Here is a 23,946-nt window from a genome sequence, read left to right as displayed (position 1 = left end):
GCGTTGGATGTTTCGGTCGTTGATTGAGGTCGCTGCGCTCATTTTTGCAAGAGTCTTATGTCTTGGTTTCTTCAGCTCGCCCGTGCGGCGAGAGGCGTTTGATCATGAAGTTTGTTGATGAAGTTTCGATTCGAGTAAAAGCTGGCGACGGCGGCAATGGCTGCATGAGTTTCCGTCGGGAAAAATTCATCGAGAACGGTGGCCCCAACGGCGGTGATGGTGGTGACGGTGGCTCGATCTACATGGTTGCCGACGAAAACCTCAACACCCTGGTGGACTACCGTTATACCCGGCACTTCGATGCCGAGCGCGGCTCCAACGGTGGCAGCACCGACTGCACCGGCAAGAAGGGTGAGGATCTGGAGCTGCGAGTTCCGGTTGGTACCACCATCATTGATGCCGGTACTCAGGAAGTCATCGGCGACCTGACCAAGGCTGGTCAGCGTCTGATGGTGGTGCAGGGTGGCTGGCACGGCCTGGGTAACACCCGGTTCAAGTCCAGTACCAACCGTGCGCCACGACAGACCACGCCGGGCAAACCGGGTGAGCAGCGTGATCTCAAGCTGGAATTGAAGGTGTTGGCGGACGTCGGTCTGTTGGGTTTACCGAATGCCGGTAAAAGTACCTTCATTCGCTCGGTTTCCGCCGCCAAGCCGAAAGTGGCCGACTACCCGTTCACCACGCTGGTGCCAAACCTGGGCGTGGTCAGTGTCGACCGCTGGAAGAGTTTCGTGATCGCCGATATTCCTGGTCTGATCGAAGGGGCTTCCGATGGTGCTGGCCTGGGGATTCGCTTCCTCAAGCACTTGGCGCGTACACGCATCCTGCTGCACCTGGTGGACATGGCGCCGCTGGATGAAAGCAGTCCGGCGGATGCGGCTGAAGTGATTGTCAATGAATTGGTCAAGTTCAGTCCGTCTCTGGCTGAGCGTGAGCGCTGGCTGGTGCTGAACAAGAGCGACCAGATCCTTGAGGAGGAGCACGAGGAGCGCGTCAAGGAGATCGTTGATCGCCTGGAGTGGACTGGCCCGGTGTATGTGATTTCGGCCATCTCCAAGGATGGTACCGAGCGTCTGAGTCGCGACATCATGCGTTATCTGGAAGATCGTGCTGATCGCCTGGCAGCTGACCCGGCCTACGCCGATGAGTTGGCTGAGCTGGATCAGCGCATCGAAGATGAGGCGCGTGCCCAGTTGCAAGCGCTGGATGATCAGCGTGCCCTGCGCCGCAGCGGCGTCAAGAGTGTCCACGACATCGGCGACGATGATTGGGATGAAGAAGATGTGGATGACGAGGACGGCCCGGAAATCATCTACGTCCGCGACTGATCCTGTGGGTGCGGGCTCGCCCGCGAACACGGTTTATCTGGGCGGGCGCGGTGTTATCATCGCTGCCAGCCAGCTCCCAAGGCGCCGCTCATTCGAGCGGCGTTTTGGTATCTGCAAGGCTTAAATACGAATAACCCCATGAGTGGCGCTCGGTCGCGCCGCTCGCTGGCAAAGGTTGAATAAGATGCGGAGCAAGGTGACGGGTGCGCAGCGCTGGGTCGTTAAGATCGGCAGTGCACTGCTGACGGCGGACGGCAAAGGACTGGATCGCGCGGCAATGGGCGTGTGGGTCGAGCAGATGGTGGCCTTGCATGAGGCCGGTGTCGAATTGGTACTGGTCTCTTCGGGCGCCGTGGCGGCCGGAATGAGTCGCCTTGGCTGGACCGCACGACCGAGTGCGATGCATGAGCTGCAGGCGGCTGCGGCTATCGGCCAGATGGGTCTGGTGCAGGCCTGGGAGTCGAGCTTTGCCGAGCATGGTCGGCATACGGCGCAAATTCTCCTGACCCATGACGACCTGTCGGACCGTAAGCGTTACCTCAATGCTCGCAGTACCCTGCGGGCGCTGGTGGAGCTCAAGGTGATTCCGGTGATCAATGAAAATGACACCGTGGTGACCGATGAAATCCGCTTCGGCGATAACGACACCCTGGCGGCGCTGGTGGCCAATCTAGTGGAGGCTGACCTGCTGGTAATCCTCACTGATCGCGATGGGATGTTCGATGCCGATCCGCGCAACAATCCCGATGCGCAGCTGATTTACGAGGCGCGGGCCGATGATCCGGCGCTGGACGCCGTGGCTGGTGGTACCGGTGGGGCGTTGGGGCGTGGCGGTATGCAAACCAAGCTGCGAGCGGCGCGGCTGGCGGCGCGCTCCGGGGCGCACACCATTATTGTTGGTGGGCGTCTGGAGCGGGTACTGGATCGCCTGAAGGCGGGGGAGCGCATTGGTACCCTGCTGTCGCCGGAGCGTGGCATGTTGGCGGCGCGCAAGCAGTGGCTTGCCGGGCATCTGCAAACCCGCGGTACCCTGGTGCTGGATGAGGGGGCTGTGTCGGCCCTGTCTCAGGGCAACAAGAGTCTGTTGCCGGTGGGGGTCAAGCAGGTCCAGGGTGGTTTCCGTCGCGGCGAAATGGTGGTGTGCGTGGCGCCTGATGGGAGTGAAATTGCCCGTGGCCTGGCCAACTACAGTGCGCTTGAGGCGCAGAAAATCATCGGTCAGCCCTCTGATGCGATTGTCGGTGTCCTGGGTTATATGGCTGAGCCGGAATTGGTTCACCGCGATAACCTGATTCTGGTGTAAGTGACCTAAGGAAAAGCGAATGCGCATAGCAAAAGGATTGTTGGGTCTGCTCTTGGCGATGCCGCTCATGGTGTCGGCCGAGGAAATTGGTCAGGTGTCCACGGTGTTCAAATTTGTCGGGCCGAACGACCGGATCGTGGTCGAGGCTTTCGATGATCCCAAGGTGGATGGTGTGACTTGTTATCTGTCGCGAGCCAAGACGGGTGGTCTCAAGGGTGGGCTGGGCTTGGCGGAGGATCGTGCCGAGGCGTCCATTGCCTGTCGTCAGGTGGGGCCGATCGCGTTCAAGGGTGAGCTCAAGGATGGTGATGAGGTCTTCAAGGAGCGCACCTCGCTAGTGTTCAAGACCATGCAGGTGGTGCGCTTCCTCGATAAGAAGCGCAACACCCTGGTGTATCTGGTTTATAGCGATCGTGTGATCGAGGGTAGTCCGCAGAATGCGGTAACGGCGATCCCGATTCTGCCTTGGCCTCATCAGTGATCTGTTGAGCGCTGGCGAGCCGGCTCCTGTTGGGGGCTGGCTTGTTGTGGTGGGGTAAATTGCAGGCAATAAAAAACCGACCCTTGGGTCGGTTTTTTAACAAGCGTGTCGCTTAGGCTGCAGCAGCAAGGTTCAGAGCCTTGATGTGGCCATTCAGACGACCTTTATGGCGAGCAGCTTTGTTCTTGTGGATGATGCCTTTATCGGCCATACGGTCGATAACTGGCACTGCCAGAACATAAGCAGCTTGCGCTTTAGCAGCGTCTTTGGCGTCGATGGCCTTAACTACGTTCTTGATGTAGGTACGAACCATGGAACGCAGGCTGGCGTTGTGGCTGCGACGCTTCTCAGCCTGTTTTGCACGTTTTTTGGCGGAAGGTGTGTTGGCCACCGTCGAGCTCCTCGAAAGACTTTTTGGGAAATAGCAAACAAAATAGGCCGCGAATCATGCCGATGAGTTGAAGTCTTGTCAAGGGCAGCTGATGCGTTCCGCTGAGTGGTCGATCTGAAGAGGCGGGATATTTATTTCCGGCGCTTGACCTGTAAACTCGCGAGCTTTGGCTCTGTGCTGTTGCGGCGCGGAGTATCGCATAAGTGGGCGTCTTTTCGCCTGCTGTTTATCTACAGGCAAACAACCTTTTCATGAACCTGCTCAAGTCATTGGCCGCGGTCAGCTCTATCACGATGCTTTCCAGGGTACTGGGGTTTGTCCGCGATACCATCATCGCGCGCACGTTCGGCGCCGGGATGGCTACGGATGCCTTCTTCATTGCCTTCAAGTTGCCCAACCTGTTGCGGCGAATCTTTGCCGAGGGGGCCTTTTCCCAAGCCTTCGTGCCGATTCTGGCGGAGTACAAGAGTCAGCAGGGGGAGGAGGCGACTCGAACCTTCATTGCCTATGTCTCGGGCTTACTGACCCTGGTCCTGGCCCTGGTCACTGCCCTGGGCATCATCGCTGCACCCTGGGTGATCTGGGCGACGGCGCCGGGTTTTGTCGACTCCCCGGAAAAATTTGCCCTGACCTCCGATCTGCTCCGGGTGACCTTTCCTTATATATTGCTGATCTCGCTGTCTTCCCTGGCCGGGGCGATTCTCAATACCTGGAATCGCTTCTCGGTGCCGGCGTTCGTGCCGACCCTGCTCAACGTCAGCATGATCATCTTTGCGGTGTTCCTGACGCCTTACTTCGATCCGCCGGTCATGGCCCTGGGTTGGGCGGTGCTGGCCGGTGGCCTGGCGCAGTTGCTCTATCAACTGCCGCATCTGAAGAAGATCGGCATGCTGGTGCTGCCACGCCTGAATTTGCGTGATACCGGCGTCTGGCGGGTGCTGAAGCAAATGTTGCCGGCGATCCTCGGGGTCTCGGTGAGCCAGATTTCGCTGATTATCAACACTATCTTCGCCTCCTTTCTGGTGGCCGGTTCGGTGTCCTGGATGTATTACGCCGACCGCCTGATGGAGTTGCCGTCCGGTGTGCTGGGGGTGGCGCTGGGCACCATTCTGCTGCCGACCCTGGCCAAAACCTACGCTAGCAAGGACCGTCAAGAGTATTCGCGGATTCTCGATTGGGGCCTGCGCCTGTGTTTCATCCTGGTGTTGCCGTGCTCCCTGGCGCTGGGCATCCTCGCCGAGCCGCTGACCGTGTCACTGTTTCAGTACGGTGAATTCAGCGCTTTCGACGCGTCCATGACCCAGCGTGCCCTGGTGGCTTACGCCGTAGGTTTGCTGGGGATCATTGTGATCAAGGTGCTGGCGCCGGGGTTCTATGCGCAGCAGAACATTCGCACGCCGGTGAAGATCGCCATCTTTACGCTGATCGTCACCCAACTGCTCAACCTGGCGTTTATCGGTCCCTTGAAGCATGCGGGCCTGGCTCTGGCCATCAGTGCCGGGGCATGTATCAATGCCGGTCTTCTGTTCTATCAGTTGCGCAAGCAGCAGATGTTCCAGCCGCAACCCGGCTGGGGGGGATTCACCTTGAAGTTGCTGCTGGCGGTAGCCGTCATGTCCGCGGTATTGCTGGGCCTGATGCACTTCATGCCGGCTTGGGACCAGGGCCACATGCTCCAGCGTTTTCTGCGCCTGGGCATGCTAGTGGTGGCTGGGGTGGTGGCGTATTTCGGCATGTTGGCACTGCTGGGCTTCCGTTTGCGCGACTTCAATCGCAAGGCCTTGAACTGACGGCTGTTTAGCTACCAGGGCAGGGCAGACATCGGTTTTGTCGGTTCAACCACATTGGGTGCGGTGCTGCCTGTCGTCGGCCGCCGGGTGTGGTTATAATCGACCACTTTATGAGCAAGAAGCGCGTTATGCAGCTGGTTCGAGGCCTCCACAATCTGCGCCCCCAGCATCGGGGCTGCGTCGCCACTATTGGCAACTTTGACGGTGTTCACCGTGGTCACCAGGCTATCCTGGGCCGGCTGCGTGAACGTGCGCTCGAGTTGGGCGTGCCCAGCTGCGTGGTGATTTTCGAGCCCCAGCCGCGGGAGTTCTTTGCCCCCGAGACGGCCCCGGCGCGTCTGGCCCGCCTGCGTGACAAGCTGCAGTTGCTGGCTGATGCCGGTGTCGACCGGGTGTTATGCCTGGCCTTCAACCAGCGCCTGAGCAAGCTCAGCGCCAGCGAATTTGTCGAGCGAATCCTGGTAGACGGCCTCGGTGTACAGCACCTGGAAGTGGGTGATGACTTCCGCTTCGGTTGCGACCGGGTCGGCGATTTCGACTTCCTGCAGCAGGCCGGCGCGACCCACGGTTTTACCGTCGAGGCGGCGCAGACCGTCGAACTCGATGGCCTGCGCGTCAGCAGCACCCAGGTTCGTAATGCCCTGGCCGCTGCCGATTTCGATCTGGCCGAGCGTCTGCTGGGCCGTCCGTACCGGATTGCCGGTCGGGTACTGCACGGCCAGAAACTGGCGCGCCAGCTGGGAACGCCCACGGCCAATGTGCAGTTGAAACGCCGTCGCGTGCCGCTTTCCGGGGTGTACCTGGTGAGTGTCGAGATCGACGGCAAGACCTGGCCCGGCGTCGCCAATATCGGCGTGCGGCCCACGGTCGCAGGTGATGGCAAGGCCCACCTGGAAGTCCATCTTTTAGATTTTGCCGGCGATCTGTATGACCGGCGTTTGACGGTGGTTTTCCACCACAAGCTGCGTGAAGAGCAGCGTTTCGCCTCCCTGGAGGCGTTGAAGACGGCGATCAATGCGGATGTTGCCGCCGCCCGTGCCCAAGTGGCACGTATCCATAGCGCCAATCGCTAATGAAGAGCCTTAAATGACCGACTATAAAGCCACGTTAAACCTTCCGGACACCGCCTTCCCAATGAAGGCCGGCCTGCCTCAGCGCGAACCACAGATTCTGCAGCGTTGGGACAGCATTGGCCTGTACGGAAAGTTGCGCGAGATTGGCAAGGATCGTCCGAAATTCGTCCTGCACGACGGCCCTCCTTATGCCAACGGCACGATTCACATCGGTCATGCGCTGAACAAAATTCTCAAGGACATGATCCTGCGCTCGAAAACCCTGTCGGGTTTCGACGCGCCTTATGTTCCGGGCTGGGACTGCCACGGCCTGCCGATCGAGCACAAAGTCGAAGTGACCTACGGCAAGAACCTGGGCGCGGATAAAACCCGCGAACTGTGCCGTGCCTACGCCACCGAACAGATCGAGGGGCAGAAGTCCGAATTCATCCGTCTGGGCGTTTTGGGCGAGTGGGACAACCCCTACAAGACCATGAACTTCAAGAACGAGGCCGGTGAAATCCGCGCCTTGGCCGAAATCGTCAAGGGCGGTTTCGTGTTCAAGGGCCTCAAGCCTGTGAACTGGTGCTTCGACTGCGGTTCGGCCTTGGCCGAAGCGGAAGTCGAGTACGAAGACAAGAAGTCCTCGACCATCGACGTGGCCTTCCCGGTCGCTGACGACGTAAAGCTGGCTGAGGCCTTTGGTCTGGCAAGCCTGCCCAAGCCGGCCGCCATCGTCATCTGGACCACCACCCCATGGACCATCCCGGCCAACCAGGCGCTGAACGTGCACCCGGAATTCACCTACGCCCTGGTGGACGTCGGCGATCGCCTGCTGTTGCTGGCCGAGGAGATGGTCGAGGCGTGCCTGGCTCGCTACGAACTGCAAGGTTCGGTGATCGCCACCACTACCGGTACCGCGCTGGAACTGATCAACTTCCGTCACCCGTTCTATGACCGTCTGTCGCCGGTGTACCTGGCTGACTACGTGGAGCTGGGTTCGGGCACCGGCATTGTTCACTGCTCGCCCGCCTACGGCGTGGATGACTTTGTCATCTGCAAGAAGTACGGCATGGTGAATGACGACATCATCAACCCGGTGCAGAGCAATGGTGTTTACGCGCCTTCGCTGGAGTTCTTCGGCGGCCAGTTCATCTTCAAGGCCGACCCGTCGATCATCGAGAAGCTGCGCGAAGTCGGTGCACTGGTGCAATCCGACACTATCAAGCACAGCTACATGCACTGCTGGCGTCACAAGAGTCCGTTGATCTACCGTGCCACCGCGCAGTGGTTCATCGGCATGGACAAAGAGCCAGTCAGCGGAGACACCCTGCGTGCGCGCTCGCTCAAAGCGATCGAAGACACCAAGTTCGTCCCGGCCTGGGGGCAGGCGCGCCTGCATTCGATGATCGCCAACCGTCCGGACTGGTGCATTTCCCGCCAGCGCAATTGGGGCGTGCCGATCCCGTTCTTCCTGAACAAGGAAAGCGGCGAGCTGCACCCACGCACTGTCGAGCTGATGGAAGAAGTGGCTCAGCGTGTTGAGCAGGAAGGCATCGAAGCCTGGTTCAAGCTGGATGCCGCCGAGCTGCTGGGCGACGAAGCGCCGCTGTACGACAAGATCAGCGACACCCTCGACGTGTGGTTCGATTCCGGCACCACTCACTGGCACGTGCTGCGCGGATCGCACCCGATGGGCCACGTGAACGGCCCACGTGCCGACCTGTACCTGGAAGGCTCTGACCAACACCGCGGCTGGTTCCACTCTTCGCTGCTGACCGGTTGTGCCATCGACAACCACGCGCCGTACCGCGAACTGCTGACCCACGGTTTCACCGTCGACGAGACGGGCCGCAAGATGTCCAAGTCGCTGAAGAACGTGATCGAGCCGAAAAAGATCAACGACACCTTGGGCGCCGACATCATGCGTCTGTGGGTAGCTTCGACCGATTACTCGGGCGAAATCGCCGTGTCGGACCAGATCCTGGCCCGTAGCGCCGACGCCTACCGCCGTATCCGCAATACCGCACGCTTCCTGCTGTCGAACCTGACCGGCTTCAACCCGGCCACTGACATCCTGCCGGCCGAGGACATGCTTGCCCTGGACCGTTGGGCCGTGGACCGTACCCTGTTGCTGCAGCGCGAGTTGCAGGAGCACTACGGCGAATACCGCTTCTGGAACGTGTACTCGAAGATCCACAACTTCTGCGTGCAGGAGTTGGGTGGTTTCTACCTCGACATCATCAAGGACCGCCAGTACACCACCGGCGCCAACAGCAAGGCACGTCGTTCGGCGCAGACCGCGCTGTATCACATCTCTGAAGCGCTGGTGCGCTGGATCGCTCCGATCCTGGCCTTCACCGCCGACGAGCTGTGGGAATACCTGCCGGGCGAGCGCAACGAGTCTGTGATGCTCAACACCTGGTACGAAGGCCTGACCGAACTGCCGGCCGACTTCGAGCTGGGCCGCGAGTATTGGGAAGGCGTGATGGCGGTCAAGGTAGCGGTGAACAAGGAGCTGGAAGTTCAGCGTGCGGCCAAGGCCGTCGGTGGCAACCTGCAAGCCGAAGTCACCCTGTTTGCCGAGGATGGCCTGACCGCCGACTTGGCCAAACTGAGCAACGAGCTGCGTTTCGTACTGATCACCTCGACCGCCAGCCTGGCACCGTTTGCCCAGGCACCAGCAGACGCCGTGGCTACCGAAGTACCAGGCCTCAAGCTCAAAGTCGTCAAGTCGGCCTTCCCTAAGTGCGCCCGTTGCTGGCACTGCCGTGAAGACGTCGGCGTGAACCCTGAGCACCCGGAAATCTGCGGTCGTTGTGTGGATAACATCAGCGGTTCGGGCGAGGTTCGTCACTATGCCTAACGCCGCAGGCCGTTTTGGCCGTTTGGGCTGGCTGTGGTTGAGCGTGCTGGTCCTGGTCATTGACCAGGTCAGCAAGCTGCACTTCGAAAGTTCGCTGACCATGTACCAGCAGATCGTGGTGATCCCTGAGTACTTCAGCTGGACCCTGGCCTATAACACCGGTGCAGCCTTCAGCTTCCTTGCGGACAGCTCCGGCTGGCAGCGCTGGCTGTTCGCCCTGATCGCGATCGTGGTCAGCGCGGTGCTGGTGGTCTGGCTCAAGCGCCTGGGGCGTAACGAAACCTGGCTGGCCATCGCCCTGGCCCTGGTGCTGGGCGGTGCCCTGGGCAACCTGTATGACCGCATTGCCCTGGGCCATGTGATCGATTTCATCCTGGTGCACTGGCAGAACCGCTGGTACTTCCCGGCATTCAACTTCGCCGACAGTGCTATCACTGTTGGTGCAGTGATGCTGGCCCTGGATATGTTCAAGAGCAAGAAAACCGGAGAAGCCGTTCATGACTGAACAGGTATTGACTGAGCAACGCATCGGTCAGAACACGGAAGTCACTTTGCACTTCGCATTGCGCCTGGAGAACGGCGATACCGTAGACAGCACTTTCGACAAGGCCCCGGCGACCTTCAAGGTTGGCGATGGCAACCTGCTCCCTGGTTTCGAGGCGGCGCTGTTCGGCTTCAAGGCCGGTGACAAGCGCAACCTGACGATTGAGCCGGAAAACGCCTTTGGCCAGCCCAACCCGCAGAACGTGCAGGTCATCCCGCGTTCGCAGTTCCAGGACATGGAGTTGTCGGAAGGTTTGCTGGTGATCTTCAATGACGCGGCGAACACTGAGTTGCCGGGTGTGGTCAAAGCCTTCGATGATGCTCAAGTCACCGTCGACTTCAACCACCCGCTGGCCGGCAAGACCTTGACCTTCGACGTGGAAATCATCGACGTCAAAGCGCTTTAACCGTATCGCTGGCATGCCGTGCCCTATTCTGTAGGAGCCGGCTTGCCGGCGATCGGCTGTCTACAACGATCTAACTTCTTGCGCGCAAGACACGAGGCACAGCATGCAAATCAAACTCGCCAACCCCCGTGGCTTCTGCGCCGGTGTGGACCGGGCGATTGAAATCGTCAATCGCGCCCTGGAAGTCTTCGGGCCGCCGATCTACGTCCGGCATGAAGTGGTGCACAACAAATTTGTCGTGGAGGATCTGCGCAATCGTGGCGCGATCTTCGTCGAAGAGCTGGAGCAGGTGCCGGACGACGTCATCGTCATCTTCAGCGCCCACGGTGTCTCCCAGGCGGTGCGCAGCGAAGCCGCCGGCCGCGGTCTCAAGGTGTTCGATGCCACTTGCCCTTTGGTAACCAAGGTGCATATCGAGGTGGCGCGCTACAGCCGCGACGGTCGTGAGTGCATCCTCATCGGACACGCCGGCCACCCTGAAGTCGAAGGCACCATGGGACAGTACGACGCCAGCAACGGCGGCGCCATCTACCTGGTGGAAGACGAAAAGGATGTAGCCGAGCTGCAGGTGCAGAACCCCGAGCGCCTGGCGTTCGTGACCCAGACCACCTTGTCCATGGACGACACCAGCCGGGTGATCGATGCCCTGCGCACGCGTTTCCCGGCCATCGGCGGGCCGCGCAAGGACGATATCTGCTACGCCACGCAAAACCGTCAGGATGCGGTCAAGCAACTGGCCGACGAGTGCGATGTCGTGCTGGTGGTGGGCAGTCCCAACAGTTCGAACTCCAACCGCTTGCGCGAGCTGGCCGAGCGCATGGCCACTCCCGCCTACCTGATCGACGGTGCCGAGGACCTGCAGCGCAGCTGGTTCGATGGTGTCGAACGCATCGGTATCACCGCGGGGGCTTCGGCGCCGGAAGTCCTGGTGCGTGGGGTGATCCAGCAGTTGCAGGCCTGGGGCGCCACGGGTGCCGACGAGTTGGCCGGTCGCGAAGAGAACATCACCTTCTCCATGCCCAAAGAGCTGCGGGTTCGTTCCCTGCTCTGATCAGCCCACTCCCGCGCAAAGGGCCTGCTCAGCGGTTTCGCTGCGCAGGCTGACCCGCCCGCTGCGCGACAGCACCACTTGATGGCGACTGTGTTCCTGGTCGGCCTGGCAGATATGCAAGGTGCCGGCCTGGAAAGCGCCACTCGGTAGCAACGGATTGCCCTGGGCACTGAAACGCACGAAGTGCTGTACCGGACGGTTGCCCACAATCAGCACTTGCCCACCGCTCTGGCGTTCGATCAGCAGCGGATTCTTCGGGTCCTCCAAACCCTTGCCACTGACATCCAGAATGACGCGCCAGCCCTGGCTCCAGTCGTCGTTCAGGCTGTGTATCAGCGCGGTGCGCTGATACAGGATGGCCGCCGCCCGTGCATTGCGCAGGCCGCTGGCGAGTACCTGCGCCGCGTCCTGCTGTCGATTGGTACGCAATAGTTCACTGAGCGCAGCCGTGGACAGCGGCAGCAAAAGTGCCAGCAAGGCCAGCGCGGTCAGCAGTTCAATCAGGCTGAAGCCCTTTTCATGCATGGTGTCTCCTCCCTGGAGATGAGGCTTTCACGCTATCCGTGCGTAGGCGCTGAGCACATGATCAAAGCGCCTTTCTGGGATGGATCGAGTCGCAGCCCGTTATAGCCGATGCCTGTTCCAGGGCGGGTGGTGTATTTGCGTACAAAGGGTTTCAAGCCGTTGAAGCTGCTCGGCGCCTGGGCCGTTGCGCCTGTGTCTCAAGGGCGTGGGTTGTCGGCAAGGGGGCAGGGGGCAATGTATTGCGGGTTGTTCCGGGAGGCAGCCCGGGGCTGACTCTGGCACTAACCTTTGAAGTCGAGGGCATTGGCTTCCATCGTTTCTGCGGGCTCACACGATCCCGCTTCATCGGCTATCGGTGGTTGCCTCCATGGACCGAGGGGTGTGACGGAGACTGAAAGATGAGGGAGCGGCATGCACAGGATGGCATGACCCTGATCGAGGTGCTGGTGGCGCTGTTGATTCTCTCGGTGGGGCTGCTGGGGGCTGCCGCGGTCCAGATCAAGGCCCTGCAGTACACCGACAGTTCACGAATGAGCACCCAGGCCAGCTTTATCGCCTACGACATGCTTGACCGGATCCGTGCCAATGCGGCGGCCGACTATGGTGTTGTCACGCCCACCGTGGGCAGCCCGGGCAATGTGCGGGATCAGGACCTGCATGATTTTGCCGGCAACGTGGCGAACTTCGGTGGCCCGAGCGCCAAGGGCAGTATCGGTGTCAACCAGCAGGTCTACACCATCCGCATCACGTGGGACGATTCCCGGGCCGAGGGTCATCCGGAGAGTGAGCGCAGTCTGGTGCTCAGCAGCCGTGTGGCCGTGGATTCGGGAGGTGTTCGATGAGGTCGGGCAGCCATGGTTTTGGCCTGGTGGAGATAATGCTGGCACTGGCTTTGAGCCTGGTACTGGTGCTGGGTGTGGCTCAGGTATTTATCGCGGCAAAGGCTACTTACCTTAGCCAGAACGCCTCGGCCTACCTGCAGGAGGATGCGCGTTTTGTTCTGAGCAAGATGCTCCAGGAAATTCGCATGACGGGACTTTTCGGTTGCCTGCGCACCGTCAGTGATCGCAGTACGGCAAAGGAGTTTTCCCGCTACGCAGCCACCCCGATTCAGTGGAGCAATGTCGAGCGCAAGCTGACCTTGGTCACCGCCGACATCGGTGATGATGGTGGGGCGCCGACCTGGAGCCTGGTCACCGACTGTCGGCGCAGCGCCGTGGTCTATTCGGGGGCTCATCAAGGGGGTAGCGGGCAACAGGTCCTGGCCTTGCGTCGGCTTTTCTATAGCTTCCAGGACCATCAACTAATGCTGGGCAGCGGCTTGGGCAGGCAGCAGGCGGTGCTGTTGGATAATGTCGAGGCCTTCGATGTTAGTTTCGGCATGGCCCGTACCGCAACGGATAATGCCGCCTCCAGCTACAGCCGCAACCCGGTAGATCCAGCACGTATCCGCAGCGTGCGGCTGCAACTGATCTTGGCTGATCCCCAGAAGCGTGTGCGTCCACAGCGCTTTACGCTAGTGGCGGCCTTGCGTAACAGGTTGCCCTGATGCCTGGCGTCAATGGAGCAGGGCGCTCCAGGGAGAGAGGCATGGCGCTGTTGGTGAGCCTGGTGTTCTTGCTGCTGCTGACCATGATCGGCCTGTCATCGCTGCAGAACGCCATCCTCCAGGAAAAGATGAGCGCCAGCCTGACCTTGAACAACCGCGCATTCCAGGCTGCAGAAACCGCCTTGCGCCTGGGGGAAAACGCAGTGCGCATGGATGACTATCGTTTGCCGGTATGCGCCGGTCCTTCTCAATGTGTCCCTCCCGCTGAGTCTGCAGCGGTCAGCAGCGCAGGCTTCAACAGTGTTTCCGCCGTGACCTGGATCGCCACCGGAGAGGGTTTCTATGGGGTACAGAACCTGGGTGCTTCTGCGGATGCGGTCAACTTGCCGATCAATACCGCCGCCACCTTGTATCGAGTGACTGCAGTGGGTTTGGCTGGTCATTCGCGCAGCGTGTTGGAGAGCATTTATGCCAAGTATTGAACCCGGCTCGAAAGGTCGTCGGCTTTTGCTCGCCGTTGCCGCTACGTTGCTGGGCAGTTTGTGGCAGGGGGCACCTGCTCAGGCTTGCTGCCCCGCCGATAGCCCGCTCCCAGGCGCGGTTGCAGTGGCGCCTGAAGTCGTAACCAGCATTCCTTATGTTCGGCAGTTAACTGCGCCCGTAGCACGCAGACCGGTCTGGCCTTGTGCAGCAGTAGGTAGTACCGGCCAGCCCATGGGTGTGATTCCGTGGCGGTTGGAGCATGTTCGTGACACTAGGCGGGTGGCCTGCACGCCCCTGAAGTTCAAGGCCGGTGGCCCCGACTCAAACACTGGCGGCGGGAAATTGATCGAGCTGCAAGCGTTCAGCGGTAAGATGCTCGACGCTGCGGTTGCGGATACCCATGGCACCCGCAAGAGCATCCGCGATTCCAGTGCTGGCATCAGCGCTCGGGTGGAAAAAACCGGCGGTGGCAGCCGGCGCATCCTGTGGCGACAAATTCAGTAAGCGAGATTCTTGACCATGCGCAGATTCAACCAAGGGCTCACCCTGATCGAAATCATGATCGTGATTGCGATCATCGGTCTGGTCCTTACCTTGAGCCTTCCCAGCATCACCGAATACACGAAGAAGCCCCATCGCAGTGAAATTGCCGTGCTGCTCACCGAGCAGGCGCAGCAGCTTGAGCGCCACTTCTCCAAGACCGGTGCTTACAGCAACGCCCCGGATCTGAGTGCCGGTAATGATTACTACAGCATCACTCCGACTCTGAGCGACAGCGGGTTCTCGCTGACCGCGACGCCAAAAGCCGATGGAGTGATGGCGGGTGACAAATGCGGCAACTTCAGCATCGATCAGACAGGTGCCACCAGCATCAGCGGTCAGGCCGACGGTCTGGCGGCGAAGGATTGCTGGGGACGCTGAGTCCCTGTATCGGGGAGCTGCGGCGCCCACTGTCTTTCTCATGATTGGATCGGATTATGGCTAAGCAACAGCAAGTGCTGGTGGTGGGCGGCGGAGTGATCGGCCTGCTCACTGCTTTCAATCTGGCATCCCAGGGTCAGCAGGTGCGGCTTGTAGAGCGTTCGGACCTGGGACGCGAGTCGTCGTGGGCCGGCGGAGGCATCGTCTCGCCGCTGTACCCTTGGCGCTACAGCCCGGCAGTCACGGCGCTGGCTCATTGGTCCCAGGACTTTTATCCACAGCTGGCGGAGCAATTGCTGGGGGCCACCGGGGTCGACCCCGAGGTGCATACCACCGGGCTCTACTGGCTGGACCTGGACGATGAGGCTCAGGCCTTGCAATGGGCGCAGCGTGAGGGGCGGCCACTGAGTGCTGTGGATATCTCGGCGGTACATGATGGGGTGCCGGTGCTGGGCAGCGGCTACCAGCGGGCGATCTACATGGCCGATGTGGCCAATGTGCGTAATCCGCGGCTGGTCAAATCCCTCAAGGCCGCTTTGCAGGCTTTGCCCAACGTGCACATCGACGAGCAGTGCAGCGTCAGCGGCTTTATTTGTGAAGGCCGGCAGGTGGTAGGCGTGCACAGTTCGCTGGGTGAGATTCGCGCCGATCAGGTGGTGCTCTGCGCGGGGGCCTGGAGTGGGGAGTTGCTGGGCAGTCTGGGGCTTGTACTGCCGGTGGAGCCGGTCAAAGGGCAGATGATCCTGTACAAATGCGCTGCCGACTTCCTGTCCAGCATGGTCCTGGCCAAGGGCCGTTATGCGATTCCCCGGCGTGACGGACACATCCTGGTGGGCAGTACCCTGGAGCACGAAGGGTTCGACAAGACGCCGACTGCATCCGCTCTGGAAAGTCTCAAGGCTTCTGCTGTCGAGCTGATTCCAGCACTGGCGGACGCTGAGGTAGTGGGGCATTGGGCCGGGCTGCGTCCGGGGTCACCAGAGGGCATTCCCTACATCGGGCCAGTTCCAGGATTTGCCGGTTTGTGGCTCAACTGCGGGCATTACCGTAACGGCTTGGTGCTGGCGCCCGCTTCCTGCCAACTCTTCTGCAACCTGCTGCTGGGACAGGCACCGATTATTGATCCGGCACCCTATGCGCCCGAAGGTCGAATTTAATCCAGGCCGAGCTTTTTCATGCGGTAACGCATCGAACGCAGGGACAGACTCAGGCGTCGGGCCGCCGCTGTACGGTTCCAGCGATTTTCCTCCAGGGCCTGGAGCAGCAGATGGCGCTCCACCTGTTGCAGGTGCAGCGCGAGGTCCAGGTTGGGGAGGCGCGAGGGAGAAGGGGGGGCCTGGTTTTCACTGACAGGCAGATGCAGGTCGGCCAGTTCAATCCACGGGCCCTCGCAAAGGGTCTGGGCCCGTTCCAGTAGGTTCTCCAGTTCACGTACGTTGCCGGGAAAGTCGTAGCGCTCCAGGGCTTGCAGTGCTTGCCGGTGTAGTTGGGTGGCAGGCTTGTCGCTGGCGTCGGCCAGGCGTTGCAGAATGTGCCGCGCCAGTATCCCGATATCGTCCGGGCGCTCGCGCAGGGCGGGGACTCGCAGTTCGATGACATTCAGGCGGTAGTAGAGATCCTGGCGAAAGCGGCCGGACTCTACCTCGCACTTCAGGTCCTTGTGAGTGGCGCAGAGAATCCGCACATCGACGGCTCTTTCCTCCTGGCTGCCTAGCGGGCGCACGGACTTTTCCTGTAGCGCACGCAGGAGCTTCACCTGCATGGCAAGAGGCAGGTCGGCGACCTCGTCGAGGAACAGGGTGCCCCCCTGAGCGGCCTGGAACAGACCGGGCTGATCAGTCAGGGCGCCGCTGAAGCTGCCTTTGCGGTGACCGAAAAACTCACTCTCCATCAATTCGCCAGGAATGGCCCCACAGTTGACCGGAATGAAGGGCTCCCTGGCCCTGGGGCCCAACTGGTGGATCAGGCGTGCCACTCGCTCTTTGCCACTGCCGGATTCGCCGCTGATGTAGACCGCCGCCAGGCTGGGGGCCAACTTGTCGATGTGTCGGCGCAGGTTGTCCATGGGCAGTGAGTCCCCCAACAACTGATGCTCGGGTAGGTTTTTTGTGGCAGTGGACAGCCGTTTCAGCCTGCTGCTTATCCATTCTCGGAGGCGCACGGGGTGAAGAGGCTTGTGCAACAGGTCGCAAGCCCCGGCTTCCAGGGCTCTGGCCTGCATGCCAGGGGCATCGCTTAAAAGCGCGACCGGCAGTTGAGGGTGGCATTGGCGAATATGCAGCAGCAGATCCAGTCCGCTGCCATCCGGCAGATGCAGGTCGGTCAGGCACAGGTCGAAGTGCTCTCGGGCCAGGTGAGCCCGGGCTTCCTGCAAGGTGCGGGCACTTTGGGTGTGCAGGCGCATGCGGCCGAGGGTGATTTCCACCAGGGCGCGGACTTCCGTGGCCTCATCGACCACCAGCACCCTGTGCATTGGGCTCATGGCGGCTGCCGTTTTCATTGGTGAGTCAACAGCGGGCAATAGCGCCCGTGTTGGGGGGCGAGAGTTCAGTCTAGGCCGCCAGGATGGGCGGCGCAGGGGGCTGGGGGCGGGTTATTTTGTCGCCAATTGTGCGGGCGATCAGGTAGGACTCAGCGTTGCTGGTTGTCCGGGCCCTGCTCCAGATGCGCCTGGCTGCAGTACCACTGTTGCGACAGGCTCAGCGCCCGGTCCTGAGGCAGATGTACGCCGCAGTGGGCGCAGCGCACCATTGGCGTGCTGGCCGGCTCGTGGGGTGTGCGGGGAGTTGCAGCGGGGCGCTTGAATTTGCGCCAGAACCATACCGCAGCGGCAATCAGAGCGATCCAGAACAGTAGACGAACCATGGTGACCAGCTTTATGGGAAAAAGAGCGAGCAGTTTATCCAAGCGCCCGGCGGGCGCACAGGCCCATAAAGCTGCGGGCATGAAAAAGGGAGACTTAAAGTCTCCCTTTTTTTACTGCGGCACTGTTCAGTCGAACACGCCGAAGGTCATGTAGCTGAACCAGGAGCGGTCACTGTTGTTGCCAGTAGCCTCGTGCTCTTCTTCCTCGACCACGTCGCCATTGCTGTCTTTAGGCTTGAGCTCCGACGGGATCGCGTCCTTGGCATCCTGGTACTGCTTCATCACGTCCTGGTTGGCGCGGGTTTCTCCCGGCGGCAGCGGTGGACGGGACTCGATCAGGCCCAGGGTGGCTTTGCTCAGCCAGGAGCGGTTGTCGGCTTCGGCCACTCGTGGCACGAACTGACCGTCAACCAGACTTGGGTGGTTCGGGTAGTTGAGCTTCAGGGTTTCCAGGCTGGTGGCAGCCAGTTCGTCCAGATGCAGGCGCTGATAGGCCTCGGTCATCACCGCCAGGCCGTCACCCACGGAAGGGGTTTCCTGGAAGTTTTCCACCACATAGCGGCCACGGTTGGCGGCGGCGACATAGGCCTGACGGGTCAGGTAATAGTCGGCCACGTGGATTTCGTAGGCAGCCAGCAGGTTGCGCAGGTAAATCATGCGCTGCTTGGCGTCCGGGGCGTAGCGGCTGTTGGGGAAGCGGCTGGTGAGTTGGGCGAACTCGTTGTAGGAGTCGCGGGCGGCACCCGGGTCACGCTTGGTCATGTCCAGTGGCAGGAAGCGCGCCAGCAGGCCTACGTCCTGGTCGAAGGAGGTCAGGCCCTTGAGGTAGTAGGCGTAGTCCACGTTCGGGTGCTGGGGGTGCAGGCGAATGAAGCGCTCGGCGGCGGATTTCGCGGCCTCGGGCTCGGCATTCTTGTAGTTGGCGTAGATCAGCTCGAGCTGTGCCTGATCGGCGTAGCGACCAAAGGGATAGCGCGATTCCAGGGCCTTGAGCTTGGCGGTGGCGCTGGTAAAGCTGTGGTTGTCCAGGTCGGTCTGCGCCTGCTGGTACAACTCGACTTCGCTCAGGTTTTCGTCAACGACTTCCTTCGATGAGCAAGCAGCGGTCAGTGCGAGGATGGCGATCAGCAGCAGGTGTTTCACTTGCATGGCGGCTTGCGTCCCTATGACGGCCGCTGTCTTGGGCGGGGCCGTCCTGTTATGATGAGCGCCCCGTTGAAAGCCTCGGGGCAAAAGACGCCGTATTTAACCACAAGCGCGCAGCCGAAACCAAAGGCTGTGCCGACGCCCAGTCCGAGCATGTCCGATAAAATTGAACTTCGCGCAGAGGTGCCGTCCGAACTGGGCGGTCAACGCCTCGATCAAGTCGCCGCCCAACTATTCGCTGAGCATTCGCGCTCGCGCCTTTCCGCCTGGATCAAAGACGGCCGCCTGACTGTGGACGGAGCGGTGATCCGCCCTCGGGACATCGTGCACGGCGGTGCCGTTCTCGAACTGACCGCCGAGCAGGAGGCCCAGGGTGAGTGGATCGCCCAGGACATCGAGCTGGACATCGTCTATGAAGACGATGACATCCTGGTGATCAACAAGCCTGCGGGCCTGGTGGTGCACCCGGCTGCCGGCCATGCCGATGGCACCCTGCTCAATGCCCTGCTGCATCACATCCCCGACATTATCAATGTGCCGCGGGCGGGTATCGTCCACCGTCTGGACAAGGACACCACCGGTCTGATGGTGGTGGCCAAGACTATTCAAGCGCAGACCCAGTTGGTGGCTCAGTTGCAGAGCCGCAGCGTCAGCCGCATCTATGAATGCATCGTGATTGGTGTAGTGACTGCGGGGGGCAAGATCAATGCGCCCATCGGTCGCCACGGCCAGCAGCGCCAGCGCATGGCGGTGATGGAGGGTGGCAAGCAGGCTGTCAGCCACTACCGCGTGCTGGAACGCTTCCGTTCCCATACCCACGTGCGGGTCAAGTTGGAAACCGGTCGCACCCACCAGATCCGGGTGCACATGGCGCACATCAATTTCCCGTTGGTGGGCGATCCGGCTTACGGCGGTCGCTTCCGCATTCCGCCGGCGGCCAGCCAGACCATGGTCGAGTCGCTGAAAAACTTCCCGCGTCAGGCCCTGCACGCGCGTTTCCTGGAGTTGGACCATCCGACCACCGGTCAACGCATGAGCTGGGAGTCGCCGTTGCCGGATGACTTCGTCTGGCTGTTGTCGCTGCTCAAGCAGGACCGTGAGGCGTTCATCGGATGAGTGATTGGCTGATTCCTGACTGGCCCGCGCCGGCCGGGGTCAAAGCCTGTGTTACCACCCGCGATGGCGGCGTCAGCCTGGCGCCGTTCGACAGCCTCAATCTGGGAGACCACGTTGAGGATCAGCCTCAAGCGGTGGCCGAGAATCGCCGGCGCCTGACCGAGCACTTCGATATAGCCCCGGCCTGGTTGCAGCAGGTGCATGGGGTCGCTGTGGCCCACGCCGATCCTGGCGTAGTGGTCTGCGCCGATGCCAGCTGGTCTGCCACGCCCGGCGTTGCCTGTACGGTGATGACCGCCGACTGCCTGCCTGCGTTGTTCTGCAACCGTGCCGGAACCCGGGTCGCGGCAGCCCATGCCGGCTGGCGCGGGCTGGCAGCCGGCGTGCTGGAAGCCACTCTCGACAGCTTGGATGTATCGCCCGCTGAGGTACTGGTATGGCTGGGACCCGCCATAGGCGCACAGAGCTTTGAGGTCGGGGCGGAAGTGCGTGAAGCGTTCGTTGCCCAATTGGCGGCAGCGGAGCAAGCCTTTGTCCCTAGTGTCAATGCCGGGCGCTTCATGGCCGATATCTATCAGTTGGCGCGCCTGCGTCTGGCGGCCCGAGGTGTGACGGCGGTCTATGGCGGTGGCTACTGTACGGTGACCGACCCACGCTTCTTCTCTTATCGACGCAGCCCGCGTACTGGGCGTTTCGCCTCCCTTATCTGGCTTGAGCGCTAGACTAATCTGACTTGCGTCAAGCAGCTGACGCTTGAATCTCCCAGAATCGACCGCATCTAGAGAATCATCTGGCAGGTTTCTCTATTTAGGTGTGTCCATCGCTCCGGCCTGCTCAAAAGGAAGGTGACTAATGCGTATAGACCGATTAACCAGCAAATTGCAGCTGGCTTTATCCGATTCTCAATCCCTGGCGGTTGGCCTCGATCATCCAGCCATTGAACCGGCGCACCTGATGCAAGCGCTGCTTGAACAGCAGGGCGGCTCAATCAAGCCCTTGCTGATGCAAGTGGGCTTTGACGTCAACAGCCTGCGCAAGGAACTGAGCAAAGAGCTCGACCAACTGCCGAAAATCCAGAACCCCACTGGCGACGTGAACATGTCCCAGGATCTGGCGCGCCTGCTCAACCAGGCCGACCGCCTGGCGCAGCAGAAAGGTGACCAGTTCATTTCCAGTGAGCTGGTGCTGCTGGCAGCCATGGACGAAAACAGCAAGCTCGGCAAATTGTTGCTGGGTCAGGGCGTGAGCAAGAAAGCCCTGGAAAACGCCATCAATAACCTGCGCGGCGGCGAGGCGGTGAATGATGCCAACGTCGAGGAGTCGCGTCAGGCCTTGGATAAATACACCGTCGACCTGACCAAGCGTGCCGAAGACGGCAAGCTCGATCCGGTGATCGGCCGTGACGATGAAATTCGCCGGACCATCCAGGTACTGCAACGCCGGACCAAGAACAACCCGGTATTGATCGGTGAGCCCGGTGTGGGCAAGACCGCCATCGCCGAGGGCCTGGCCCAGCGAATCATCAATGGCGAAGTGCCCGATGGCCTGAAAGGCAAACGTCTGCTGTCCCTGGATATGGGCGCGCTGATTGCCGGTGCCAAGTACCGTGGCGAGTTTGAAGAGCGCCTGAAGTCCCTGCTTAACGAGCTGTCGAAGCAGGAAGGGCAGATCATCCTGTTTATCGACGAACTGCACACCATGGTCGGCGCCGGCAAGGGCGAGGGCTCGATGGATGCGGGCAACATGCTCAAGCCGGCCCTGGCCCGTGGCGAGTTGCATTGTGTGGGTGCCACCACGCTCAACGAGTACCGCCAATATATAGAGAAGGATGCAGCCCTCGAGCGACGCTTCCAGAAAGTGTTGGTGGATGAGCCGAGCGAGGAGGACACCATTGCCATCCTCCGCGGCCTGAAGGAGCGCTATGAAGTGCACCACAAGGTGGCGATCACCGACGGTGCGATCATTGCTGCGGCCAAGCTCAGCCACCGCTATATCACTGACCGGCAACTACCGGACAAGGCCATCGACCTGATCGACGAGGCTGCCAGCCGCATCCGCATGGAGATCGATTCCAAGCCGGAAGTGCTGGATCGTCTGGAGCGGCGCCTGATTCAACTGAAAGTCGAATCCCAGGCGCTGAAGAAGGAAGACGACGAGGCGGCGATCAAGCGCCTGGAAAAACTCCAGGAAGAGATTGTCCGACTGGAGCGCGAGTACGCTGACCTGGAAGAAGTCTGGACCTCGGAAAAAGCCGAAGTGCAGGGTTCCGCGCAGATCCAGCAGAAAATCGAGCAGTCGCGGCAGGAACTGGAGGCGGCGCGGCGTAAAGGCGATCTGAACCGCATGGCTGAGCTGCAGTACGGGGTAATCCCGGATCTGGAACGCAGCCTGCAAATGGTCGACCAGCACGGCCACAGCGAGAACCAGTTGCTGCGCAGCAAGGTCACCGAGGAGGAAATCGCCGAGGTGGTGTCCAAGTGGACCGGTATTCCAGTGTCGAAAATGCTCGAAGGTGAGCGCGACAAGTTGCTGAAGATGGAAAGCCTGTTGCATCAACGGGTGATCGGCCAGAACGAGGCTGTGGTGGCAGTGGCCAACGCAGTGCGTCGCTCCCGGGCCGGCTTGTCCGATCCGAACCGGCCAAGTGGCTCGTTCATGTTTCTCGGCCCGACTGGGGTGGGTAAGACTGAACTGTGCAAGGCCCTGGCGGAATTCCTCTTCGACACAGAGGAGGCCATGGTGCGAATCGACATGTCCGAGTTCATGGAGAAACACTCCGTGGCTCGCTTGATCGGTGCGCCGCCTGGCTATGTCGGTTATGAAGAGGGCGGCTACCTGACCGAAGCCGTGCGTCGCAAGCCGTATTCGGTGATCCTGCTGGACGAAGTGGAAAAGGCCCATCCGGATGTGTTCAACATCCTCTTGCAGGTCCTGGAAGATGGCCGCCTGACGGACAGTCACGGGCGTACTGTGGACTTTCGCAACACGGTGATCGTCATGACCTCCAACCTGGGCTCGGCACAGATCCAGGAACTGGTAGGGGATCGCGAGGCGCAACGTGCGGCGGTGATGGACGCGGTGTCCACCCACTTCCGGCCGGAGTTCATCAACCGGGTCGACGAAGTGGTGATCTTCGAGCCTTTGGCGCGGGATCAGATCGCCGGTATCACGCAGATCCAGCTGGGTCGCCTGCGTAGCCGTCTGGCGGAGCGCGAGTTGAGCCTGGAGCTGAGTGACGAGGCCTTGGACAAGCTGATCGCCGTCGGTTACGACCCGGTGTATGGCGCGAGGCCGCTGAAGCGGGCGATCCAGCGCTGGATCGAGAACCCGTTGGCCCAGTTGATCCTGTCTGGTGGTTTCCTGCCAGGAGCGACAGTCACTGCGTCGGTGCAGGACGATGAAATCGTCTTTGCCTGATCGCACGGTGGCGTATTGATAAAGAGGCCTCGCATTACGAGGCCTTTTTTTTCACTAGGGCGTTGAACTGAAAGGAAAAGGCTTGTAAAGTGCGCCCCGCAGTCAGTCACCCTCAGGGTTTTTTCTGATCAGGAAGAAGCCGGCAATGAAGTCGCAAATCATTGTCTTAAAAGCAATTTAAGGGGTTGACAGGGGTTTTTAAGATTGTAAAATAGCGCGCCTCAGAGACATGAACGTAGCGATACGGGCAAGTCGAAGAGGATGAAGTAAAAACGTTGTAGCTTGAAATATGTAGTTCCGTGATAGCTCAGTCGGTAGAGCAAATGACTGTTAATCATTGGGTCCCAGGTTCGAGTCCTGGTCACGGAGCCAATTTCAAACCGGGGTATAGCGCAGTCCGGTAGCGCGCCTGCTTTGGGAGCAGGATGTCAGGAGTTCGAATCCCCTTACCCCGACCATTTTTGGGTCGTTAGCTCAGTTGGTAGAGCAGTTGGCTTTTAACCAATTGGTCGTAGGTTCGAATCCCACACGACCCACCATTTTTGAAACCAGTTCGCTGGAATCGAATCTTAAGATCAGAGGCCAAAAGCGCTGATCGAGGAAGGCGCCTCTTGTAGGTGCCTTTTTTTTACCGGGGTATAGCGCAGTCCGGTAGCGCGCCTGCTTTGGGAGCAGGATGTCAGGAGTTCGAATCCCCTTACCCCGACCATAT

At 60.5% G+C, this 23,946-nt stretch carries 23 protein-coding genes and 4 tRNA genes; 22 read left to right on the top strand and 5 right to left on the bottom strand.

Annotated elements, in window-relative coordinates; translation table 11 throughout:
- The first annotated feature begins 104 nt into the window (after positions 1–104).
- The 3 genes from cgtA (at position 105) to P7C00_RS27825 (ending at position 3,112) form a co-directional block, all read left to right on the top strand.
- Positions 105–1,328, top strand: a complete 1,224-nt coding sequence (cgtA, locus tag P7C00_RS27835; protein ID WP_123724470.1) for an Obg family GTPase CgtA — start codon at positions 105–107, stop codon at positions 1,326–1,328.
- A 184-nt stretch (positions 1,329–1,512) separates the two neighbouring features.
- On the top strand, positions 1,513–2,631 hold the full coding sequence (gene proB / locus P7C00_RS27830) for a glutamate 5-kinase (RefSeq protein WP_404937700.1): 1,119 nt from the start codon (positions 1,513–1,515) through the stop codon (positions 2,629–2,631).
- A 19-nt stretch (positions 2,632–2,650) separates the two neighbouring features.
- A complete protein-coding gene (locus tag P7C00_RS27825; RefSeq protein WP_346635988.1) occupies positions 2,651–3,112 on the top strand; it encodes a CreA family protein in 462 nt (153 codons plus the stop codon).
- 112 nt (positions 3,113–3,224) lie between these two features.
- Here the strand turns inward: P7C00_RS27825 and rpsT are convergent, their stop codons facing one another.
- A complete protein-coding gene (gene rpsT / locus P7C00_RS27820) occupies positions 3,225–3,503 on the bottom strand; it encodes a 30S ribosomal protein S20 (protein WP_016967023.1) in 279 nt (92 codons plus the stop codon).
- A 251-nt stretch (positions 3,504–3,754) separates the two neighbouring features.
- Between rpsT and murJ the strand changes: the two genes are divergently transcribed.
- The 6 genes from murJ (at position 3,755) to ispH (ending at position 11,212) form a co-directional block, all read left to right on the top strand.
- Entirely contained in the window at positions 3,755–5,293 is a 1,539-nt protein-coding gene (murJ, locus tag P7C00_RS27815; protein ID WP_346635989.1) for a murein biosynthesis integral membrane protein MurJ, read from the top strand.
- A gap of 128 nt (positions 5,294–5,421) precedes the next feature.
- Positions 5,422–6,366, top strand: coding sequence for a bifunctional riboflavin kinase/FAD synthetase (gene ribF, locus P7C00_RS27810; protein ID WP_346635990.1), 945 nt, complete (start codon positions 5,422–5,424; stop codon positions 6,364–6,366).
- Between the two features lie 13 nt (positions 6,367–6,379).
- The gene (gene ileS, locus P7C00_RS27805; protein ID WP_346635991.1) at positions 6,380–9,211 is read left to right on the top strand and encodes an isoleucine--tRNA ligase; all 2,832 of its coding nucleotides are present in this window, start codon (positions 6,380–6,382) and stop codon (positions 9,209–9,211) included.
- Positions 9,204–9,716 carry a signal peptidase II gene (lspA, locus tag P7C00_RS27800; RefSeq protein ID WP_123724474.1) on the top strand — a complete coding sequence of 171 codons (513 nt, stop codon included), beginning with the start codon at positions 9,204–9,206 and terminating at the stop codon, positions 9,714–9,716. The genes ileS and lspA overlap by 8 nt, the downstream gene beginning before the upstream one ends.
- On the top strand, positions 9,709–10,161 hold the full coding sequence (fkpB, locus tag P7C00_RS27795; protein WP_123724475.1) for an FKBP-type peptidyl-prolyl cis-trans isomerase: 453 nt from the start codon (positions 9,709–9,711) through the stop codon (positions 10,159–10,161). Before lspA ends, fkpB begins: the two co-directional genes overlap by 8 nt.
- 103 nt (positions 10,162–10,264) lie before the next feature.
- Complete coding sequence (gene ispH, locus P7C00_RS27790; RefSeq protein WP_102865452.1) at positions 10,265–11,212, top strand: 4-hydroxy-3-methylbut-2-enyl diphosphate reductase; 948 nt, start codon at positions 10,265–10,267, stop codon at positions 11,210–11,212.
- Here ispH and P7C00_RS27785 read toward each other — a convergent pair whose 3' ends face one another.
- Positions 11,213–11,737, bottom strand: coding sequence for a GspH/FimT family protein (locus P7C00_RS27785; RefSeq protein ID WP_346635992.1), 525 nt, complete (start codon positions 11,735–11,737; stop codon positions 11,213–11,215).
- Between the two features lie 398 nt (positions 11,738–12,135).
- On the opposite strand from P7C00_RS27785, the gene pilV reads away from it, so the two are divergent.
- The 6 genes from pilV to thiO all read left to right on the top strand — a co-directional run bounded on the left by pilV (position 12,136) and on the right by thiO (position 15,847).
- On the top strand, positions 12,136–12,579 hold the full coding sequence (gene pilV, locus P7C00_RS27780; protein WP_404937699.1) for a type IV pilus modification protein PilV: 444 nt from the start codon (positions 12,136–12,138) through the stop codon (positions 12,577–12,579).
- The gene (locus P7C00_RS27775) at positions 12,576–13,286 is read left to right on the top strand and encodes a pilus assembly protein PilW (RefSeq protein ID WP_346635994.1); all 711 of its coding nucleotides are present in this window, start codon (positions 12,576–12,578) and stop codon (positions 13,284–13,286) included. Before pilV ends, P7C00_RS27775 begins: the two co-directional genes overlap by 4 nt.
- A gap of 41 nt (positions 13,287–13,327) precedes the next feature.
- Entirely contained in the window at positions 13,328–13,768 is a 441-nt protein-coding gene (locus tag P7C00_RS27770; protein ID WP_346635995.1) for a PilX N-terminal domain-containing pilus assembly protein, read from the top strand.
- Positions 13,769–14,000: 232 nt separating this feature from the next.
- Complete coding sequence (locus tag P7C00_RS27765; protein WP_404937698.1) at positions 14,001–14,273, top strand: hypothetical protein; 273 nt, start codon at positions 14,001–14,003, stop codon at positions 14,271–14,273.
- 15 nt (positions 14,274–14,288) lie between these two features.
- Entirely contained in the window at positions 14,289–14,690 is a 402-nt protein-coding gene (locus tag P7C00_RS27760; RefSeq protein WP_346635996.1) for a type IV pilin protein, read from the top strand.
- Positions 14,691–14,746: 56 nt separating this feature from the next.
- Positions 14,747–15,847: a glycine oxidase ThiO gene (gene thiO / locus P7C00_RS27755; RefSeq protein ID WP_404937697.1), complete on the top strand. Its 1,101-nt coding sequence runs from the start codon at positions 14,747–14,749 to the stop codon at positions 15,845–15,847.
- Here the strand turns inward: thiO and P7C00_RS27750 are convergent.
- The 3 genes from P7C00_RS27750 to P7C00_RS27740 form a co-directional block, all read right to left on the bottom strand.
- Positions 15,844–17,172 (bottom strand): sigma-54 dependent transcriptional regulator, encoded by a 1,329-nt coding sequence (locus P7C00_RS27750; protein WP_346635998.1) that lies wholly within the window; start codon positions 17,170–17,172, stop codon positions 15,844–15,846. The genes thiO and P7C00_RS27750 overlap by 4 nt on opposite strands.
- A 149-nt stretch (positions 17,173–17,321) precedes the next feature.
- Positions 17,322–17,555 (bottom strand): PP0621 family protein, encoded by a 234-nt coding sequence (locus P7C00_RS27745; protein ID WP_346635999.1) that lies wholly within the window; start codon positions 17,553–17,555, stop codon positions 17,322–17,324.
- Positions 17,556–17,681: 126 nt separating this feature from the next.
- Positions 17,682–18,704 (bottom strand): outer membrane protein assembly factor BamD, encoded by a 1,023-nt coding sequence (locus tag P7C00_RS27740; RefSeq protein WP_346636000.1) that lies wholly within the window; start codon positions 18,702–18,704, stop codon positions 17,682–17,684.
- 150 nt (positions 18,705–18,854) lie between these two features.
- Here P7C00_RS27740 and rluD point away from each other — a divergent pair, with 150 nt between their 5' ends.
- The 7 genes from rluD (at position 18,855) to P7C00_RS27705 (ending at position 23,943) form a co-directional block, all read left to right on the top strand.
- Positions 18,855–19,817, top strand: a complete 963-nt coding sequence (gene rluD / locus P7C00_RS27735) for a 23S rRNA pseudouridine(1911/1915/1917) synthase RluD (RefSeq protein WP_102865461.1) — start codon at positions 18,855–18,857, stop codon at positions 19,815–19,817.
- Positions 19,814–20,539, top strand: a complete 726-nt coding sequence (gene pgeF, locus P7C00_RS27730; protein WP_404937696.1) for a peptidoglycan editing factor PgeF — start codon at positions 19,814–19,816, stop codon at positions 20,537–20,539. The genes rluD and pgeF overlap by 4 nt, the downstream gene beginning before the upstream one ends.
- A 130-nt stretch (positions 20,540–20,669) precedes the next feature.
- Complete coding sequence (gene clpB / locus P7C00_RS27725) at positions 20,670–23,234, top strand: ATP-dependent chaperone ClpB (protein ID WP_346636002.1); 2,565 nt, start codon at positions 20,670–20,672, stop codon at positions 23,232–23,234.
- Positions 23,235–23,530: 296 nt separating this feature from the next.
- A tRNA-Asn gene (locus P7C00_RS27720) sits at positions 23,531–23,606 on the top strand.
- Between the two features lie 9 nt (positions 23,607–23,615).
- Positions 23,616–23,692 (top strand) — tRNA-Pro (locus P7C00_RS27715).
- 5 nt (positions 23,693–23,697) lie between these two features.
- Positions 23,698–23,773: transfer RNA gene (locus P7C00_RS27710), tRNA-Lys, on the top strand.
- Between the two features lie 93 nt (positions 23,774–23,866).
- A tRNA-Pro gene (locus P7C00_RS27705) sits at positions 23,867–23,943 on the top strand.
- The last annotated feature ends 3 nt before the right edge of the window (positions 23,944–23,946 follow it).

Source organism: Pseudomonas sp. JDS08PS003, assembly GCF_045013505.1.
Classification (GTDB): domain Bacteria; phylum Pseudomonadota; class Gammaproteobacteria; order Pseudomonadales; family Pseudomonadaceae; genus Aquipseudomonas; species Aquipseudomonas protegens_B.
Note: the sequence above shows the minus strand (reverse complement) of the source record. Positions and strands in the feature narration are given on the sequence as shown.